16 protein-coding genes are annotated in these 18,080 nt (G+C 72.7%); 8 read left to right on the plus strand and 8 right to left on the minus strand.

All coding sequences use genetic code 11. The annotated features are described in order from the left end of the window. Positions 1 to 82 precede the first annotated feature (82 nt). The 3 genes from I8N68_RS18980 to ilvC are packed head-to-tail and all read left to right on the plus strand — an operon-like array spanning position 83 to position 3,553. Complete coding sequence (locus I8N68_RS18980; protein ID WP_200211668.1) at positions 83 to 1,969, plus strand: acetolactate synthase large subunit; 1,887 nt, start codon at positions 83 to 85, stop codon at positions 1,967 to 1,969. Beyond that, positions 1,969 to 2,484 (plus strand): acetolactate synthase small subunit, encoded by a 516-nt coding sequence (ilvN, locus tag I8N68_RS18985; protein ID WP_200211679.1) that lies wholly within the window; start codon positions 1,969 to 1,971, stop codon positions 2,482 to 2,484. Before I8N68_RS18980 ends, ilvN begins: the two co-directional genes overlap by 1 nt. 55 nt (positions 2,485 to 2,539) lie before the next feature. After that, the gene (ilvC, locus tag I8N68_RS18990; RefSeq protein WP_200211682.1) at positions 2,540 to 3,553 is read left to right on the plus strand and encodes a ketol-acid reductoisomerase; all 1,014 of its coding nucleotides are present in this window, start codon (positions 2,540 to 2,542) and stop codon (positions 3,551 to 3,553) included. 68 nt (positions 3,554 to 3,621) lie between these two features. On the opposite strand, the gene I8N68_RS33955 is transcribed toward ilvC, so the two are convergent. Then, positions 3,622 to 5,322 carry a tetratricopeptide repeat protein gene (locus I8N68_RS33955; RefSeq protein ID WP_200211684.1) on the minus strand — a complete coding sequence of 567 codons (1,701 nt, stop codon included), beginning with the start codon at positions 5,320 to 5,322 and terminating at the stop codon, positions 3,622 to 3,624. Positions 5,323 to 5,589: 267 nt separating this feature from the next. Between I8N68_RS33955 and serA the strand changes: the two genes are divergently transcribed. Beyond that, a complete protein-coding gene (gene serA, locus I8N68_RS19000; RefSeq protein ID WP_200211690.1) occupies positions 5,590 to 7,188 on the plus strand; it encodes a phosphoglycerate dehydrogenase in 1,599 nt (532 codons plus the stop codon). Between the two features lie 66 nt (positions 7,189 to 7,254). On the opposite strand, the gene I8N68_RS19005 is transcribed toward serA, so the two are convergent. Both I8N68_RS19005 and I8N68_RS19010 read right to left on the minus strand, forming a co-directional pair. Continuing rightward, complete coding sequence (locus I8N68_RS19005) at positions 7,255 to 7,611, minus strand: hypothetical protein (protein WP_200211692.1); 357 nt, start codon at positions 7,609 to 7,611, stop codon at positions 7,255 to 7,257. 377 nt (positions 7,612 to 7,988) lie between these two features. After that, entirely contained in the window at positions 7,989 to 8,864 is an 876-nt protein-coding gene (locus tag I8N68_RS19010) for an FAD:protein FMN transferase (protein ID WP_200211696.1), read from the minus strand. Positions 8,865 to 9,081: 217 nt separating this feature from the next. Here I8N68_RS19010 and I8N68_RS19015 point away from each other — a divergent pair, with 217 nt between their 5' ends. Continuing rightward, a complete protein-coding gene (locus I8N68_RS19015; protein ID WP_200211703.1) occupies positions 9,082 to 10,113 on the plus strand; it encodes a 3-isopropylmalate dehydrogenase in 1,032 nt (343 codons plus the stop codon). A gap of 217 nt (positions 10,114 to 10,330) precedes the next feature. Beyond that, entirely contained in the window at positions 10,331 to 11,428 is a 1,098-nt protein-coding gene (locus tag I8N68_RS19020) for a branched-chain amino acid aminotransferase (protein ID WP_200211704.1), read from the plus strand. A 196-nt stretch (positions 11,429 to 11,624) separates the two neighbouring features. On the opposite strand, the gene I8N68_RS19025 is transcribed toward I8N68_RS19020, so the two are convergent. From I8N68_RS19025 to I8N68_RS19040, 4 genes are all read right to left on the minus strand, one after another. Then, a complete protein-coding gene (locus tag I8N68_RS19025; RefSeq protein WP_200211705.1) occupies positions 11,625 to 12,398 on the minus strand; it encodes a tyrosine-protein phosphatase in 774 nt (257 codons plus the stop codon). Positions 12,399 to 12,422: 24 nt separating this feature from the next. Continuing rightward, positions 12,423 to 12,881, minus strand: coding sequence for a PRC-barrel domain-containing protein (locus I8N68_RS19030; protein WP_200211706.1), 459 nt, complete (start codon positions 12,879 to 12,881; stop codon positions 12,423 to 12,425). A gap of 93 nt (positions 12,882 to 12,974) precedes the next feature. Next, a complete protein-coding gene (gene ahpD, locus I8N68_RS19035; protein WP_200211714.1) occupies positions 12,975 to 13,505 on the minus strand; it encodes an alkylhydroperoxidase, AhpD family in 531 nt (176 codons plus the stop codon). Between the two features lies 1 nt (position 13,506). After that, positions 13,507 to 14,067, minus strand: coding sequence for a peroxiredoxin (locus tag I8N68_RS19040; protein ID WP_200211716.1), 561 nt, complete (start codon positions 14,065 to 14,067; stop codon positions 13,507 to 13,509). Between the two features lie 362 nt (positions 14,068 to 14,429). On the opposite strand from I8N68_RS19040, the gene cimA reads away from it, so the two are divergent. Further along, a complete protein-coding gene (gene cimA, locus I8N68_RS19045) occupies positions 14,430 to 16,010 on the plus strand; it encodes a citramalate synthase (protein ID WP_200211718.1) in 1,581 nt (526 codons plus the stop codon). 6 nt (positions 16,011 to 16,016) lie between these two features. Here the strand turns inward: cimA and I8N68_RS19050 are convergent, their stop codons facing one another. Next, positions 16,017 to 16,961: an endonuclease/exonuclease/phosphatase family protein gene (locus I8N68_RS19050; RefSeq protein ID WP_200211981.1), complete on the minus strand. Its 945-nt coding sequence runs from the start codon at positions 16,959 to 16,961 to the stop codon at positions 16,017 to 16,019. A gap of 405 nt (positions 16,962 to 17,366) precedes the next feature. On the opposite strand from I8N68_RS19050, the gene I8N68_RS19055 reads away from it, so the two are divergent. Then, positions 17,367 to 17,906: a hypothetical protein gene (locus I8N68_RS19055; protein WP_200211719.1), complete on the plus strand. Its 540-nt coding sequence runs from the start codon at positions 17,367 to 17,369 to the stop codon at positions 17,904 to 17,906. Positions 17,907 to 18,080: the final 174 nt, after the last annotated feature.

Genomic DNA, 18,080 nt, shown 5'->3' on the forward strand with positions numbered 1-18,080 from the left:
GTCGGACCCATCGGGGCGGGCCCCGCCCGCGTTGCACTCTGTGAAACAGCCTCACCCACTCCAGCCGAAGGCCTGAACCGCCATGACGAGACCCACGCCAGAGACCCTCGCCCACTCCGTCCGACGCGCCCGCCCGGCCACCGAGCCGGCGGCCGACGCCGAGCACGCCCCCGCCCCCCGTAACGGGGCCGCCCCCGCCGCGCCGGCGGTACGGCAGCCCGCCCCGGCGCAGGTCTCCGGCGCCGGATCGCTGGTGCGGTCGCTCGAGGCGCTCGGCGTCGACGTGGTCTTCGGCATCCCGGGCGGCGCGATCCTGCCGGCGTACGACCCGCTCTACGACTCCACCGTCCGGCACATCCTGGTCCGGCACGAGCAGGGCGCCGGCCACGCCGCCACCGGCTACGCCCAGGCCACCGGCAAGGTCGGCGTCTGCATCGCCACCTCCGGACCGGGCGCGACCAACCTGGTCACGCCGATCGCGGACGCGTACATGGACTCGGTGGCGCTGGTGGCGATCACCGGCCAGGTCGCGCGGCCGTCGATCGGCACGGACGCCTTCCAGGAGGCGGACATCCAGGGCATCACCCTGCCGATCACCAAGCACAACTTCCTGGTGCAGACCGCCGAGGAGATCCCGCAGGTGCTGGCCGAGGCGTTCCACCTGGCCTCGACCGGCCGCCCCGGCCCGGTGCTGGTGGACATCCCCAAGGACGTCCTCCAGGCGCCGACCACCTTCGCCTGGCCGCCGACGCTGGACCTGCCCGGCTACCGGCCGACCCTGCACCCGCACGGCAAGCAGATCCGGGAGGCGGCCCGGCTGATGACCGGCGCCCGCCGCCCAGTGCTCTACGTCGGTGGCGGCGTGCTCAAGGCCGGTGCCACCGAGGGGCTGCGCCGGCTGGCGGAGCTGACCGGCATCCCGGTGGTCACCACGCTGATGGCGCTCGGCGCGTTCCCCGACTCGCACCCGCAGCACCTCGGCATGCCGGGCATGCACGGCACCGTCGCCGCGGTCTACGGCCTGCAGAAGGCCGACCTGATCGTGGCGCTCGGGGCCCGCTTCGACGACCGGGTCACCGGCAAGCTGGACTCGTTCGCGCCGGACGCGACCGTGGTGCACGCCGACATCGACCCCGCCGAGATCGGCAAGAACCGGCACGCGGACGTGCCGATCGTCGGCGACGCCCGGCACGTGATCGACGAGCTGATCACGGCGGTCACCACGGAGAAGTCCGCCCACCCGGCCATCGACCTCGGTGACTGGTGGACCCAGCTCGACGACCTGCGCAAGCGTTACCCGCTCGGGTACGAGGAGCCGGCCGACGGCACCCTCTCCCCGCAGTACGTGATCAAGCGGCTGGGCGAGATCGCGGGCCCGGACACCATCTTCGTGGCCGGCGTCGGGCAGCACCAGATGTGGGCCAGCCAGTTCATCTCGTACGAGAAGCCGTACACCTGGCTCAACTCCGGCGGCCTCGGCACCATGGGGTACGCGGTGCCCGCCGCGATGGGCGCCAAGGTCGGCAAGCCGGACACGGTGGTCTGGGCGGTGGACGGCGACGGCTGCTTCCAGATGACCAACCAGGAGCTGGCCACCTGCGCGCTGGAGGGCATCCCGGTCAAGATCGCCGTGATCAACAACGGCAACCTGGGCATGGTCCGGCAGTGGCAGACCCTCTTCTACGGCGAGCGCTACTCCAACACCGAGCTGGGCACCCACAAGCACCGCATCCCGGACTTCGTCAAGCTCGCCGAGGCGCTCGGCTGCGTCGGGCTGCGCTGCGAGAACGCCGCCGACGTGGACAAGACCATCGAGGCGGCCATGGCGATCAACGACGCCCCGGTGGTCATCGACTTCGTGGTCGGCAAGGACGCCATGGTCTGGCCGATGGTCGCCGCCGGCACCGGCAACGACGAGATCATGTTCGCCCGGGGCGTCCGCCCCGCCTTCGACGAGGACGAGATCTGATGACTCTGCACACCCTGTCCGTCCTGGTGGAGAACAAGCCGGGTGTGCTGGCCCGGGTCTCCGGCCTGTTCTCCCGGCGCGGCTTCAACATCGACAGCCTCGCCGTGGGCGAGACCGAGAACCCGGACGTCTCCCGGATCACCATCGTGGTCAACGCCGAGTCGTCCCCGCTGGAGCAGGTCACCAAACAGCTCAACAAGCTGGTCAACGTACTCAAGATCGTGGAGCTGGACTCGCAGGTCTCGGTCGCCCGGGAGTTGCTGCTGGTCAAGGTCCGCGCGGACCGCACCGCCCGCGCGCAGGTGCTGGAGACGGTCAACCTGTTCCGCGCCCGGGTGGTCGACGTCGCGCCGGACACGCTGACCATCGAGGCCACCGGCACCCCCGACAAGCTCGACGCGCTGCTGCGCGACCTGGAGCCGTTCGGCATCAAGGAGATGGTCCAGTCCGGCACGGTGGCGATCGGGCGCGGCTCGCGCTCCATCACCGCCGGCCCCGCGCTGCGCGCCGCCTGAAACCACCGCACAAGTCCACGACGGCCGTCCGGACCGCCGTATGAAAGGGAAGTCAATGAGCGTTGAGGTGTTCTACGACGACGACGCCGACCTGGGCCTGATCCAGGGCCGCAAGGTCGCCGTGATCGGGTACGGCAGCCAGGGCCACGCGCACGCGCTGTCGCTGCGCGACTCGGGCGTCGACGTGGTGATCGGCCTGCCCACCGGCTCGAAGAGCCGGCCGAAGGCCGAGGAGCAGGGCCTGCGGGTGCTGACGCCGGCCGAGGCGGCGGCCGAGGCCGACGTCATCATGATCCTGGCGCCGGACACCGCGCAGCGCGGGCTCTACGCCGACGCGATCGCCCCGAACCTGGCCCCGGGCAAGGCGCTCCTCTTCGGCCACGGCTTCAACATCCGGTACGACCTGATCAAGCCGCCGGCCGACGTGGACGTGGCGATGGTCGCCCCGAAGGGCCCCGGCCACCTGGTCCGCCGCCAGTACGTCGACGGCAAGGGCGTGCCCTGCCTGGTCGCCGTCGAGCAGGACGCCAGCGGCAGCGCGTTCGCGCTGGCCCTGTCGTACTGCAAGGCGATCGGCGGCACCCGGGCCGGCGCCATCCGGACCACCTTCACCGAGGAGACGGAGACCGACCTCTTCGGCGAGCAGGCGGTGCTCTGCGGTGGTGCGGCGGCGCTGGTGCAGACCGGCTTCGAGGTGCTCACCGAGGCCGGCTACGCCCCCGAGGTGGCCTACTTCGAGTGCCTGCACGAGCTGAAGCTGATCGTCGACCTGATGTACGAAGGCGGCATCGCCCGGATGCGCTACAGCGTCTCCGACACCGCCGAGTACGGCGACCTCTCCCGCGGCCCGCGGGTCATCGACTCCCGGGTCAAGGACGAGATGCGCAAGATCCTCGGCGAGATCCAGTCCGGTGAGTTCGCCCGCGAGTGGGTGGCCGAGGACGAGGCCGGCCGGCCGAACTTCGCCAAGTGGCGGGCCGAGGGCGCGGCGCACCCGATCGAGGAGACCGGCCAGAAGCTGCGCGCCATGATGAGCTGGGTCGACCGACCCATCACCGAGACCGCCTGACCTCGATCAGGTTGCTCCGAGGCGGCCCGCGGCCCGACCCTCTCCCCGGCGTCGGGCCCGGGCTGCCGTCACGTTTCCGCCGGGGTCTCCGCCTTGGCGGCGATCCGCTCCGCCTCCTCGGGGCGGCCCAGCGCCGCGAGGGTGCGGGCCAGGTTGCGCAGCGGCGCCACGGCCTCCGCGGGCGGCAGGCCGGAGTCCGCCGCCCGGATAAGCGCGACGCTCTCCTCGTGCGCAGGCAGCGCCTCGGCCAGCCGGCCCAGGGCGTGCAGCCGGTTACCCAGGTTCCCCAGCGCCTGAGCCAGGTCCGACCGGTGTGCCGCCGGGTCCTCCGCGAACAGCTCGCGGCGGAGGGCCACGCACTCGCGCAGCAGCTCGGCTGCCTCCCGTACGTCGCCCGTCCGGTTGACGGCCCGCTCCAGCCCGAACAGCGCGTGCCCCAGCAGCTCGCGGTGCCGGGGATCCGCTTCGGCCAGCTGCCGGGCCAGCGCTACCGCCTCCCGCCCGGCGGTCACGCCGTCCAGCCCCGCCACGCGGTCCAGCAGGGGGGCGGCGGGCCGCCCGTCCACGGCGGGCAGGTCGAACGCGGTCATCGCCACGACCATGGCCAGCCCGCGTACCAGCAGCGGCTGGAACACCTCAGGCAGTTCGTCGGCCCGCCGCCGGCAGACCGGGACGAGTTCGTCCAGCAGCGGCTCGACCTCGTCCCACTGGCCGGCCGACATCCGGGCGACGGCGAGTGCGATCAGGGCCCAGGCCAGCTCCGCGTCACTGGCGCCCCGGGCGGTTTCGACCGCCTCAGCGACGCGGTCGGCCCCGGCCTCCGGCTCGCCGGACCGCAGCAGCAGCCCGCCGTACGTGCGCAGCGCGGCGGCCAGATCGCTTCGGCTACCGGCCAAACCATTCTCGACCAGCCAGCGCTGGTGATCGACCGCCTCTTCCGCCGCCCGGAGGGCCGCGTCCGGCTCGCCGAGCGCCTCCCGGCAGTACGCCACGGTGCGCAGTAGCCGGCCGAGCATCGACCGGGCCTGCAGCGACTGAAGGCGCAGCCAGAACCAGGTTTCGAGGTCGCCGCGGAACTCCTCGGCGAGGGCGAGCGCGTCCTCCCAACGACCCACTGCGGTCAGGCTCTCCGCCAGCCCGGCCGCCGCAACCTGACCGGTAAGCCTCCAGCGGGACTGCTTGTGCATGGAAAGTTCTCGGTAGAGGTTCATCGCCGCCTGGTGGGCGGCCAGTGCCTCCTCCGGCCGGCCGAGCGCTCCCTGGCAGTCCCCGATCGCGATCAGCGTCCGGGCCAGTCCCATCCGCTCCGCGGCTCGGACCGGTGCGCACCTCCGCCAGGTGGCCTGGGCGCTGAGCGCCAGCCGCAGGGCCTCGCGTACTGCGCCGGTGGCGTGCAGCGACGTTGCCACGAGCCTTCGGGCCTCCGCGAGGACGAGCAGCGCCTCCCGGTCGCCGGCGTCCTGGACGTAGCCGATCGCCTCGCGTCCCTGCGCCATCGCGGAGGCTACGGTGTGGCCATCGGGGACGGTAGCCTGCGCAACCAGGGCCCGGGCGAGCCCGGCGAGGTGTCGGCCCGGCTGGTCCCGCTCAAGCCGGCGGTAGAGGGCCACCGCTTCCTCCGCCGACGCCGTGCGCCGCGCGGTCGAGCCGGGCAGTCCGCTCACCTGATGGGACCGGGTGACCAACGCCTCGGCCAGCCGTGGGCCGTACCGGAGGGGGTCGTGCCGGGCGAGTGGGCGTAGCAGCGCGATGCGGACGGCGAGTGACACCCGACGCTCCCTCCCCGTGCGGACGCTGGTCTTCGTTGTACCGGAGCGCCTGCAACTCCTGAACCGGGTGAACGGGGGAGGTCCGACGTGCGAAAAGCCGTTGTGAGGGCACTCACCCCACGGTCCGGGACACGCCGGCGGGTGGGCCACCTACCATCCCTGTTAGGTGCGTAGCCGGCACCTGACGGCCATGGCACGGATCAGCGCAGGGCGCAGCGCGGCGTCCCGACGCCCCAGGCCGACCGCATACGACGTCTACGAGGACCAATGAATCCTGTCGTACTGATCGCCGAAGAACTCGCTCCCGCCGCCATCGAGGTGCTCGCGCACGACTTCGACGTACGCCACGTCGACGGCACCGACCGCGCGGCCCTGCTCTCCGCGCTCGCCGAGGCCGACGCGGTGATCGTGCGCAGCGCCACCCAGATCGACGCCGAGGCGATCGCCGCCGCGCCGCGCCTGAAGGTGGTCGCCCGGGCCGGCGTCGGGCTGGACAACGTCGAGGTGCCGGCCGCCACCGCGCGGGGCGTCATGGTCGTCAACGCCCCCACCTCCAACATCGTCTCCGCCGCCGAGCAGGCCGTCGCGCTGCTGCTCGCCGTCGCCCGCAACACCGCCGCGGCCAGCGCCGCGCTCAAGGCGGGGGAGTGGAAGCGGTCCAAGTACACCGGCGTCGAGCTCCAGGGCAAGACCGTCGGCGTGGTCGGTCTCGGCCGCATCGGCGTGCTCTTCGCGCAGCGGATCGCCGCCTTCGGCACCCGGCTGATCGCGTACGACCCCTACATCCAGCCGGCCCGCGCCGCCCAGCTCGGCGTCCGCCTGGTCGGGCTGGAGGAGCTGCTGCGGGAGGCCGACTTCATCTCCATCCACCTGCCGAAGACCCCGGAGACGGTGGGCCTGATCGGCGAGAAGGAGCTGTCGATCGTCAAGCCGGGCGTGCGGATCGTCAACGCCGCCCGCGGCGGTCTGGTGGACGAGCAGGCCCTGGCCGACGCGATCGCCGAGGGCCGGGTCGCCGGCGCCGGCGTCGACGTGTACGCCAAGGAGCCCTGCACCTCCTCGCCGCTGTTCGCCTTCGACAACGTGGTGGCCACCCCGCACCTGGGCGCCTCCACCCATGAGGCGCAGGACAAGGCCGGCCTGGCCGTCGCCAAGAGCGTCAAGCTGGCGTTGCAGGGCGAGTTCGTGCCGGACGCGGTGAACGTGCAGGCCGGCGGCGTGGTCGCCGAGGACGTCCGCCCGTTGCTGCCGCTGGCCGAGAAGCTGGGCCGGGCCTTCACCGCGGTGGCCGGCGGGGTCGCCGCCAGCGTGACGGTGGAGGTACGCGGCGAGATCGTCAACCACGACGTCTCGGTGCTCAAGCTCGCCGCCACCAAGGGCCTGTTCAGCTCGGTGGTGGAGGAGCAGGTCACCTACGTCAACGCGCCGCACCTGGCGGCGGAGCGGGGCGTCGAGGTGACCCTGACGACCCAGGCCGAGACGGTCGACCACGCCAACCTGGTGACCGTACGCGGCGCGCTGCCGGACGGCCGGACGGTGAGCGTCTCCGGCACGGTGACCAGCACCGGCACCCGGGACATCATCAAGCTGACCGAGGTGGACGGCTTCGACGTGGAGATCGGCGCGGAGGGCATCCTGGTCTTCCTGCGCTACGTCGACCGGCCGGGCGTGGTCGGCACCGTCGGCACCCTGCTCGGCGAGGCCGGGGTCAACATCGCCGCGATGCAGGTGGCCCGCCGGGAGGCCGGCGGCGAGACGCTGATGACGCTCACCGTCGACCAGGCCCTCGGGGCGGATCTGCTCAGCTCGGCGGCCGACTCGATCGGGGCGGTCGCGGCCAGCGCCGCCGACCTGCGCGACGAGTAGTCCACCCGCGACACATCGGGGGCCCGGCCGGCATGGCCGGGCCCCTCGTCGTGCCGTGCCCGCGGCTCAGGGGGTGACGCGGGCCGGGGGCGGGTAGACCGAGCCGTCCTGGGCGTCGAAGAGCATCAGGCCGTGCTCGCCGGCCAGCCGCTCGATGTCGAGCAGTACCTGGTCCTCGCAGGTCGGGAAGAGGTTCAGCTCCACGTGGTCGGACGCCGCGTGCAGCGGGGTGACCTCCCAGGGGCTGCCCGGCCCGGCGTGGCGGTCGGGATACGCGGCGGTGATCGCCCGGTAGAAGCGGACCACTCTGGGGTCGGGGTGGCGGTCGGCGTGCCGCCCCTCGCGGCACCGCTGTACCGCTGCCCGCACCTCGGCGGGCGTGGCCCCGTCCGCAAGGGCCCACACGCTCAGATCGAAACTCACGGCGGACAGCGTGCCATCCCGCGTCCGCGCCGTCACCCCTGCCCCGCGGCAGGCCAGTGGCGGATTGCCGATCCGGGGGCGGTGACGGTCCGCTGTGGAGGCTCTTGCGTCGAGTTGCGTCGATTCGCTAGCGTACCGGTGCGGTCGCTGGCGGAGTCGCGGCGTCGGCCCGTCTTCGGGTGGCGTGGTCGGACGTCCGGCCCACCGGTCCGCACCCCTCGATTGCGCGAGCCACGCGCACTCGTCGCTGACCGGCCCCCACGGTCGTTGCCGAGACCGTGGGGGCCGATCGCGGCGCGGCAGGCGATCCCGGCGCCGATCCGCCCCACCTCCACACCTCGCGCGGCCGCGAGGCGAGCACGGCCGGGCGGGGCCGGTCAGCGGCGGCGGTGGGCGAACAGCGCCCGGTAGTCCGAGCCGTTGCGGAACCAGGCCAGCCCGGCCGGGCCGGCGGCGTAGAGCGCGGTGGCGTAACCGTCCGCCACGGCGAGGTCCGGGCCGACGACGGTGGCGGCAACCAGCTGATCGGCCGGCGCGCCGGTGTGCGGATCCACCACGTGGCCCCGGCGACCGCTGACCCCGGAGGTGCCCACCGCCCCGGCGGTCATCTCCAGCACCAGCGGGGACCGGTGGGCGTCGGTCGGGTGGTGCACCGCCACGCGCCACGGGCCGCCGTGCGCGGCGTGACCGCGGACCACCAGGTCGGCGCCGCTGAGCACGGCGTAGTCGTGCACGCCGGCGGCGCGCAGCCGGGCCGCCGCGCGCTCCACCGCCCAGCCGCCGAGCAGGCCGCCCGGGTCGAAGCCGCCGGGCACCGCCCACGCGTCGAACCAACCGTCGGTGGCCGCCCGCATCGCCGCGCAGCGGTCCACCAGGTCGGCCAGCGGCGGGTACGACTCGGGGCTGATCTCGCCGCGGCGGAGCCGGGAGACCAGGCTGTCCGGCCGGATCGGCCCGTACGTGAGGTCGATGGCGCGCAACTCGGCCACCGCGTCGCGCAGCGCCTCGCCGACGGCCCGGCGGCCGAGCCATTCCGGCGCGTTGAGCAGGAGCGAGTACTCGGCGGTGGAGGTGCGGACGGTGTGCTGGGCGGTGATCCGGTCGGCGGCCGCCCCGCCGGCCCGGTCGAGCCGGTGGCTGCGGCTGCCGAGCCGCAGGTCGGGCCGGCGGCTGCGGAACCCGCTCTGGTCGACCCACCGGGTCCGGGGCTGCTCGTCGAGCCATCGGGCCCGAGGCTGCTGGTCGATCCGCATCGCACCTGCTCCTTTGCTGACGACGCTGCAGCGCCGCGGCGAAGCCGGTCACCAGCTCCCGTGACGCTCCACCGACCATAGGCAGTGGAGTTGACCGCACCATGAATGCCACCTGGGAGCCTGCTGAGCATCAGGATTTCCCGCATTCTGGAAGGCGCGTACCGGGGGCCGGGACGGCGACGTACCGTTCACGGAGACGACGAGGTGAGGAGCGCCAGTGGCACGGATCGCGGTGGTGGCCGGGGACGGGATCGGACCCGAGGTGGTCGCGGAGGCCCGCAAGGTCATCGATGCCGTGCTACCGGGCGTGGAGGCCACCGAGTACGACCTCGGCGCCGCCCGTTACCACCGCACCGGGGAGGTGCTGCCCGACTCGGTGCTGACCGAGCTGGCCGGGCACGACGCCATCCTGCTCGGCGCGGTCGGCGACCCGACCGTCCCGCCGGGGGTGCTGGAGCGGGGCCTGCTGCTCAAGCTCCGGTTCGCCTTCGACCAGTACGTGAACCTGCGCCCGTCCCGGCTCTGGCCCGGCGTGTCCGGCCCGCTGGCCAGCGTCAAGCCCGGCGAGGTCGACCTGGTGGTGGTCCGCGAGGGCACCGAGGGCCTCTACGCGGGCGCCGGCGGCTCGCTGCACCGGGACACCCCGGCCGAGGTGGCCACCGAGGAGAGCCTCAACACCCGGCACGGGGTGGAGCGGGTCATCCGGGACGCGTTCGCCCGGGCCCGGCGGCGCGAGCGGCGCAAGGTCACCCTGGTGCACAAGACCAACGTGCTCACCCACGCCGGCTCGCTGTGGGCCCGCGCCTTCGCGGCGGTCGCCGCCGAACACCCCGATGTCAGCACGGAGTACCAGCACGTCGATGCGGCCGCGATGTTCCTGGTCACCCAGCCGCAGCGGTACGACGTGGTGGTCACCGACAACCTCTTCGGCGACATCCTCACCGACATCGCCGCCGCCGTCACCGGTGGCATCGGGCTGGCGGCCAGCGGCTGCATCAACCCCACCGGGGCGTGCCCGTCGATGTTCGAGCCGGTGCACGGGTCCGCGCCGGACATCGCCGGCAAGGGCGTGGCCGACCCGGTTGCCGCGGTGCTCTCCGCCGCGCTCCTGCTCGACCAGCTCGGCCACGCCGACGCCGCCGCCCGGGTCACCGCCGCGGTCGGCGCCGAGCTGGCCGGCCGGACCCCGGGCGTACCGCTGCGCACCGCCGAGGTCGGCGACCGGCTGGCCGGGTTCGCCGTAGCCTGACCGGGCCATTCGCCGGCCCGGATCCGGGCCGCCAGACCGGCTCCGGGCCCCACCCCACGACGTCGTCCGTGGCGGAGCGACCACGATCGCGCCCGCCATCCGGCGCGCTCGATGTGCCGGGCGGAGCTATCCGCTGAACGACCGTTCGGGGTAAGTTTCTGGCACCAGATCCGGCGTGCGGTCCCGCATGTCGTAACCCCGCAGGGAGGTCAGCGCGATGAGCGGTGGTGACAAGCTCGATTTCGAGATCCGTCCGAATCCCGCGCCGGTATCCGCCGCGGATCGGGCCGCCCTGCTGGCCAACCCGGGTTTCGGCCGGGTCTTCACCGACCACATGGTGACCATCCGGTACGCCGAGGGCAAGGGCTGGTACGACGCCCGGGTCGAGGCGCGCGCGCCGATTCCGATGGATCCGGCCGCCGCCGTCCTGCACTACGCGCAGGAGATCTTCGAGGGGCTCAAGGCGTACCGCACCGGGGACGGAGCGGTGACCATGTTCCGGCCGGAGGCGAACGCCGCCCGGTTCATCGCCTCCGCCCAGCGCCTGGCGATGCCCGAGCTGCCGGCGGAGACCTTCGTCGAGTCGCTGCACCGGCTGGTCGAGATCGACCGGGACTGGATCCCCGACGGCCCGGACGCCAGCCTCTACCTGCGGCCGTTCATGTTCGCCAGTGAGGTCTTCCTCGGCGTTCGCCCCGCCAACGAATACCTCTACTGTGTCATCGCCTCGCCGGCCGGGGCGTACTTCGCCGGCGGGGTCAAGCCGGTCACGGTTTGGGTCTCCCCGGACTACACCCGGGCCGCTCCGGGCGGCACCGGCGCGGCGAAGTGCGGCGGCAACTACGCCGCCTCCCTCGCCGCGCAGGCCGAGGCGATCGAGGCCGGCTGCGACCAGGTGGTCTTCCTGGACGCGGTGGAGCGCCGCTTCGTCGACGAGCTGGGCGGCATGAACGTCTTCTTCGTCTACGACGACAACACCCTGGTCACCCCGCCGCTGACCGGCACCATCCTGCCCGGCATCACCCGGGACGCGATCCTCACGCTGGCCGCCGAGGCCGGGCACCGGGTCGAGGAGCGGCCGATCAGCTTCGCCGACTGGCAGGCCGACGCGGCCAGCGGCCGGCTCCGCGAGGTCTTCGCCTGCGGCACCGCAGCGGTGATCACCCCGATCGGCCGGGTCAAGTTCCCCGATGGCGAGTTCCTGGTCGGGGGTGGCGAGCCCGGCCGGTCCACCATGGCGTTGCGGCAGCAACTGGTCGACATCCAGCGCGGCCGGGCCGAGGACCGGCACGGCTGGGTGCGGCAGGTGCTCTGACCCGTACGCCTTGCGTCCGTCCCGCTACGGCCGGCACCGTCCCCGACGGTGCCGGCCGTTCGGCTTCCCGACACCCGCCGCCGCGCGGCCGGCCAACGTCGGTGCCGCCTGCTGAATCGTCTGCGACATCAGCTCCACAGGGCCGGCGCGGACCATCCGGCGTCGCCGCCGTGGTCCCTCCGCCCCCGCGGGTCGGTCAGTCGAGCAGGTGGTCGCGGAGGGCGGCGAGCTGTGCGTCGGTCACTCCGGCGTGGCGCAGGTAGCCCTCCACCGAGCCGTACCCCTCGCGCAGCTCGGCGAGGAAGAGCGTCATCGCCTCCGCCGGTGAGGCGAGAAACGGTGGGGGCAGTTGCTCGGCCGCCGGGGTGATCGCGGCGGCCCAGGCGCTGAACCGCGCTGACGCCTCGGTGCTCAACGCGTAGTCGGCGGCGATGTCGGCGTCGGCGACCCCGAGCACGGCGAGGGTGAGCGCGCAGACGATGCCGGTCCGGTCCTTGCCGGCGACGCAGTGCACCACGACCGGCGCGTTGCTGCTGTCGGCGATCAGGCCGACCGCCTCGGCCAGCCCGGCGGTGCCGGTCTGCGCCAGGTCGGCGTACCGGTCGGCGAGGTAGCGGGCCAGGCTCTGCGCCGGGTCGTACCGGACCTCGGCCCAGTCCCGGTGTTCGGGGTGGATGTGCCGGTAGGTGAGCCCGGCGTACGCGGGCACCCGACCGTCCCGCTCCACTTCGGTCGGACGGCGCAGGTCGATGACGGTGCGGATGCCGAGGGCGGTGAACGCCTCCCGGTCAGCCTCGTCGATGCGGTGCAGGGAGTCGGAACGGTAGAGCCGGCCGCGACGGACGGTACGCCCGTCGTGGCCGGCGTTCCCGCCGACGTCGCGGAAGTTGAAGAGGGCGGGGAACGGGCTCCGGTTGGTCTCGGTGGCGTCCACCCTGACACGGTAACGGCCGGTGGGACGATGTCCCACCGGCCGTTGGCGCAGGTTTCTCCGTTACCGGGCGGTACCCGGCGGGATCGACGAGTACGTGTCGTCGTAGTACCCGCCGAGCTTGTCCCGGTACACCGGATCCGCGACGGTGGTCTCGTCGAACTCGGGCGCGGCCTTGATCTGGTCCTTGCTCCGGTCGACGTAGACCTTCCGCTCGTCGTGGTCGACGTGGTTGACGGTTCCGGCAGGGATCATGACCTTCTTACCGAAGATCCACGGCCCGGTGTCGACCACGAGGTAGCTTGAATTCACCTCGTGGCTGGCCCGGTCCACCTTGCCGATGCCGCCGTCGCTCGCCTCCACCCTGTAGCCGACCAGGTCGACTCCGGTTACGCCGGCCTCGTCCCGGTAGCTCCACGGATCGAAGCGTCCCGCGGGCGCGCCGCCCGCGAAGGCGCCCTCGCCACCGTGGGTGAGCGGGTCCGGCGTCCCGTGGGTCGTTCGAGGGTCGAGCCGTTCCATGGCTTTCACTCCTCTTCTCGACTTTCTCGGGGGATGTTGCCCTGTCAGGTGGTTTCCTACCCCGCCGCGTGATCCCTACACACCAATCCTGATTCAGCTCAGTGCGGCCTCGGCATCGAGGGCGACCGCGGCGGCGTGCACGACGCTGGCGATCCGCAGTCCCTCGTGCACCTGGTCCCGGCTGAACCCGGCGCCGCGCAGGGTCTTCTCGTGCGACTCCAGGCAGACCCCGCAGCCGGTGATCGCCGAGACGGCGAGGCACCAGAGCTCGAAGTCGGCCTTCTCCACGCCCGGCCGGGCGATGATCTGCATCCGCAGCCGGGCCGGCATCGAGGCGTACTGCTCGTCGCCGATCAGGTGCTTGGCCCGGTAGAAGACGTTGTTCATCGCCATGATCGTGGCGGCGCCCTTGGCCGCCTCGACCGCCTCCGGGGTGAGGTGGCCGGCCGCCTCGGCGGCGATCTCCTTCAGCACCGTCGGGTTGCGCGCGGCGACCGCGCAGGCCAGGGCGGTACCCCAGGCCTGCTCGGGCTTGAGCGTCGAGGTGGCGATGGTCGAGCCGAGGTTGAGCTTGATGTCCTTGGCGTACTCGGGCAGGGCCGCCTTGATCGCGTCCAGACCCATGTCAGGCCCCGGCGCCGGCGAGCAGCGCGTTGGCGTCGAGGGTGGCCCCGCCCTTGTTCCAGTTGCACGGGCACAGCTCGTCGGTCTGCAGCGCGTCGAGCACCCGCAGCACCTCGGAGACGTTCCGGCCGACCGAGCCGGCGGTCACCATGGCGAACTGGATCTCGTTGTCCGGGTCGACGATGAAGGTGGCCCGCTGGGCGACGCCGTCCTCGCCGAGCACGCCGCACGCGGCGGTCAGCTCGCGCTTGATGTCGCTGAGCATCGGGAAGGGCAGCTCGCGCAGGTCCGGGTGGTCCTTGCGCCAGGCGTAGTGGACGAACTCGTTGTCCACCGAGACACCGAGCACCTGGGCGTCCCGGTCGGCGAACTCGCCGTTGAGGCGGCCGAACTCGGCGATCTCCGTCGGGCAGATGAAGGTGAAGTCCTTCGGCCAGAAGAAGACCACCCGCCACTTGCCCTCGTGGGACTTGTGGTTGATCGTCTCGAACGCCTTGTCGGCGTCGAGCGACACGCAGGCGGTGAGTTCGTACTCAGGGAAGCGGTCACCGACAGTGAGCACGGGTCCTCCTTGGCAGCGGCATGTCAGCGGCACGAGGCCGGTAACTGGATCGGTTCCAGATACTGCCGCAGCGAAGTTTTCGCCTGGTGGCGGCCGGCTGACTTGTGAAGTCGATCACCAGCGGCGGGTTCCGCCCGGGTCCGGGCGCCGATCAGATATGGCCACCCTGCGTCACCGTCCCGACATGTGGATTGTGCCTCCCAAAACCGGGTCCGGGGTGGCAAAGTACCGATCGTGACCAGCTCCGTCCAGATTATTGGCAGCTAGCGCGCCGGCTTCCCTCTCGCCGAGCGCGCAGACCTCCCGCATCCCGCGGGGGGTCTTTTTGTTGCTCCCCGCCGTGGTTCGAGAAGAGGACTTCCATGACCTTCCAGGTGTACGACACGACGCTGCGCGACGGCGCCCAGCGCGAGGGGCTCAGCTACTCGGTGGTCGACAAGCTCGCGGTGGCCCGCCTGCTCGACGACCTCGGCGTCGGCTTCATCGAGGGCGGCTGGCCGGGCGCGGTGCCGAAGGACACCGAGTTCTTCCGCCGGGCCCGCACCGAGCTGGAACTGCGGCACGCGATCCTGGTTGCCTTCGGCGCCACCCGCAAGGCCGGCGTGGCCGTCGACGCCGACCCGCAGGTGCGCGGCCTGCTCGACGCGCAGACCCCGGCGGTCGCCCTGGTCGCCAAGGCCGACCTGCGGCACGTCGAGCGGGCGCTGCGCACCACCGCCAAGGAGAACCTGGCGATGATCCACGACACGGTCACCCACCTGGTGGCCGAGGGGCGCCGGGTCTTCGTCGACGGGGAGCACTTCTTCGACGGCTACCGGCACGACCCCGCGTACACCGCCGCGGTGGTGGAGGCGGCCCTCGCCGCCGGCGCGGAGCGGTTCGTGCTCTGCGACACCAACGGCGGGATGCTCCCGTCCCAGATCACGGCCGCCATCGCCGACCTCACCGCGCGCACCGGGGTCGCCCCGGAGCTGCTCGGCATCCACTGCCAGAACGACACCGCCTGCGCGGTGGCCAACACCATCGCCGCAGTCGAGGCCGGGGTGCGGCACTTCCAGGGCACCGCCAACGGGTACGGCGAGCGTCCCGGCAACGCCGACCTCTTCGCGGTCGTCGCCAACCTCCAGCTCAAGCTCGGGCTGCCCGTCCTCCCGGACGGCTGCCTGGCACAGATGGTGCGGGTCTCGCACGCCATCGCCGAGATCGCCAACATCGCCCCCGACACCCACCAGGCGTACGTCGGGGCCGCCGCCTTCGCCCACAAGGCGGGGCTGCACGCGAGCGCGATCAAGGTCGACCCGTTGCTCTACAACCACGTGGACCCGTCGGTGGTGGGCAACGACATGCGGATCCTGGTGACCGAGATGGCCGGCCGGGCCAGCATCGAGCTCAAGAGCCGCGAGCTCGGTCTGGACCTGGCCGGCCATCCGGAGGCCCTGTCGAAGGTCACCAACCGGGTCAAGGAGCTGGAGGCGGGCGGGTGGTCGTTCGAGGCCGCCGACGCCTCGTTCGAGCTGCTGGTCCGCTCCGAGCTGCCGGACCGGGCCGTGCCCCGACCGTTCGCCCTCGAGTCGTACCGGGTGCTGGTCGAGCACCGGGAGGACGGTGCGGTGGTCTCCGAGGCCACCGTCAAGATCCGGGTACGCGGCGAGCGGGTGATCGCCACCGCCGAGGGCAACGGCCCGGTCAACGCCCTGGACGAGGCGTTGCGCGTCGGACTGGCCCGGCACTATCCGGAGCTGCGCGAGTTCGAGCTGGCCGACTACAAGGTCCGCATCCTGGAGGGCAGCCACGGCACCGGCGCGGTGACCCGGGTGCTGGTGGAGACCGCCGGGGCCGGGCGCGACTGGACCACCGTCGGCGTGCACCCCAACGTGGTCGAGGCGTCCTGGCACGCCCTGGTCGACGCCCTCACCTACGGGCTGGACCGCGCCCGGGTGTGACGCCGCTCAGCCGCCGGGCAGCCGGAGCTCGGCGAGGACGGCGCGGTGGTCGCTGCCGGGCAGCCGGTGCACGGTGACCGACCGGACGGCGATGCGCCGGTCGACCAGGACGTGGTCGATGGTGACCGGAGGGATCCGGTCGCCGTCGTACGGCCCCCAGGTGCCGGCCAACCCGGCGCCCGCCCGGTCGGCGGCGTCGGCGTACCCGGTGGCCAGCAGGGCGCGCAGTGGGGCGTGGTCGAGGGTGGCGTTGAAGTCGCCGGCCAGGATGCTCAGCCGGCCGTCCGGGGTGGCCGGTGGCTGCGCCCGCAGGTCGGTCCGCCAGTCCGGGACCACCGCGACGGCGTACGGGGCAGCCGGGTGCGCCGACTCGACCCGCAGCGGCGGTGCGCCCGGCACCGTGAGGCTGCCGTACGCCTGGGCGAAGAAGAAGCCCTGGTTGCGGCGAGTCCCCACGTCGGTGAGGGGGAACCGGCTGTACAGCCCGGAGCCGGTGGCGCCCGCCTCCGGGTGGAGCTGCCGGTAGGGCAGCAGCTCGGCCAGCCCCAGCCGGTCCAGCTCGGCGGCCGCGAGCGGGGTGAACTCCTGCACGGTCAGCACGTCCACCCGGCGGGTGCGGACCAGGTCGACCAGGGTGGCCGGGTCCGCGCGGCCCATGAGCAGGTTGGCGGTGAGCAGCCGGAGGGTGGGACCGCCGACCGTGGGCTGCCCGGAGGCGAGCGCGCGGGGCGCCACCACCCCGATCAGCGCCAGCGTCGTGACGGCCGCGACGACCGACGGCCAGCGGCGCCGCAGGGCGAGCGCCAGCAGCAGCGGCGCCAGCGCCCCCACCGCGACGTACGGGGTGAAGGCCACCGCCTGCACCAGCGGCCCCCGTTCGAGCCCGGCCAACCGGAGCAACGCCCAGGCCGCCGCGGGCGCCACGGCGAGCCAACAGGCGGCGGTGGCCATCCGCCGGCGCCGACCGTCGACGGGCCGCCGGAGCAGTCCGATGATCACCCACCCACGGTAGCGGTCGCGGCCCCACGGTGGTGCCCCCACGACAATTTAGTGAATCGTCGGGACTTCACATTTCACAATTTCCGGAGCCCATGGAAATTGTCCGACACCGGCAGCAAGCTATTGACCGACCACTTTTTCCGGTGCTACCTTCCATCCGGTTGAGGCGCCACAACTCTCCGTAGTAAGACCAGCTCAAGCTGGGTGCAAGGTGTTGAGTTTCAACACAGACGGTGCGCGAACAAGCGGTTTCCCCCGATGAACTGCTCTTTGCTGCGCCCGGCTCTCGTGCGTCAACCACCGGCCCGTGGAAAGCGGGTCGGCCGTATCACCACGGTCACAAAAGGGAGACCTGTCATGGCCACATTTCTCAGACGTAGGGCGGCGGCGGTAGCGCTCGGCGTCCTGACCCTCACCCTGGCCGGCGGGGGCATCGCCGCGGCCGCCCAGCCCGCGGCGAAGGCCCCGGCCGCGGTCGCCCAGCCCGGTGCCCGGCAGCCCGGCACCCAGCCGCCGGTCACCGCCGCCCAGGCCCGCGCGGCCAAGGCGGCGATGCGGGCGACCCTCGCCCCGCCCGCCCCGGGCACGGTCGCCTGGGCCGGCGTACGGTCCGACGGCGTGCTGCTGCAGCACTCGGGCAACGTCACCGGTTCGTTCCGGTTCCCCTGCTGCGCCCCCGGCGAGTATCGGGGCCAGTACCAGGTGACGCTCGACTACGACGTCCACCTGAAGGCCTTCTCGGCGACCATCGGCACCAACGATCCGCTCAACGTCCCGCCCGGTGGCGAGATCTCGGTCGCCCCGCGGACCCTGACGCCCAACGCCGTCTTCGTCCAGACCCGCAACTCGTCCGGCACCCCGTCGGACCGGCCGTTCCACCTCCTCATCGCCAACTGAACCCCGCACCGCCGTGCTGGCCCTCGCCCCCGGGCGGGGGCCAGTGCCGTCTGTGCCGCCCTGCGCCAGCTGTACCGCTCGCGTGGTTGCGGACCGGCCGGGGGAGTCGTGCCGATCCGGGTGACAAAAGGTTCGGGAGGGGCCGATAATCCGACGTTTGCCCGGGCGTCGGCA

The organism is Micromonospora coerulea (assembly GCF_016598485.1).
Classification (GTDB): domain Bacteria; phylum Actinomycetota; class Actinomycetes; order Mycobacteriales; family Micromonosporaceae; genus Micromonospora; species Micromonospora coerulea.

What these genes read in the sequence shown, in the direction of transcription:
- I8N68_RS19050 (WP_200211981.1), bottom strand. Translation starts at nt 16,961, where the DNA reads ATGGCCACCGCCGCCTGTTGGCTCGCCGTGGCGCCCGCGGCGGCCTGG.
- ilvN (WP_200211679.1), top strand. Translation starts at nt 1,969, where the DNA reads ATGACTCTGCACACCCTGTCCGTCCTGGTGGAGAACAAGCCGGGTGTG.
- I8N68_RS18980 (WP_200211668.1), top strand. Translation starts at nt 83, where the DNA reads ATGACGAGACCCACGCCAGAGACCCTCGCCCACTCCGTCCGACGCGCC.
- I8N68_RS19020 (WP_200211704.1), top strand. Translation starts at nt 10,331, where the DNA reads ATGAGCGGTGGTGACAAGCTCGATTTCGAGATCCGTCCGAATCCCGCG.
- I8N68_RS19055 (WP_200211719.1), top strand. Translation starts at nt 17,367, where the DNA reads ATGGCCACATTTCTCAGACGTAGGGCGGCGGCGGTAGCGCTCGGCGTC.
- I8N68_RS19010 (WP_200211696.1), bottom strand. Translation starts at nt 8,864, where the DNA reads ATGCGGATCGACCAGCAGCCTCGGGCCCGATGGCTCGACGAGCAGCCC.
- serA (WP_200211690.1), top strand. Translation starts at nt 5,590, where the DNA reads ATGAATCCTGTCGTACTGATCGCCGAAGAACTCGCTCCCGCCGCCATC.
- I8N68_RS19030 (WP_200211706.1), bottom strand. Translation starts at nt 12,881, where the DNA reads ATGGAACGGCTCGACCCTCGAACGACCCACGGGACGCCGGACCCGCTC.
- ilvC (WP_200211682.1), top strand. Translation starts at nt 2,540, where the DNA reads ATGAGCGTTGAGGTGTTCTACGACGACGACGCCGACCTGGGCCTGATC.
- ahpD (WP_200211714.1), bottom strand. Translation starts at nt 13,505, where the DNA reads ATGGGTCTGGACGCGATCAAGGCGGCCCTGCCCGAGTACGCCAAGGAC.
- cimA (WP_200211718.1), top strand. Translation starts at nt 14,430, where the DNA reads ATGACCTTCCAGGTGTACGACACGACGCTGCGCGACGGCGCCCAGCGC.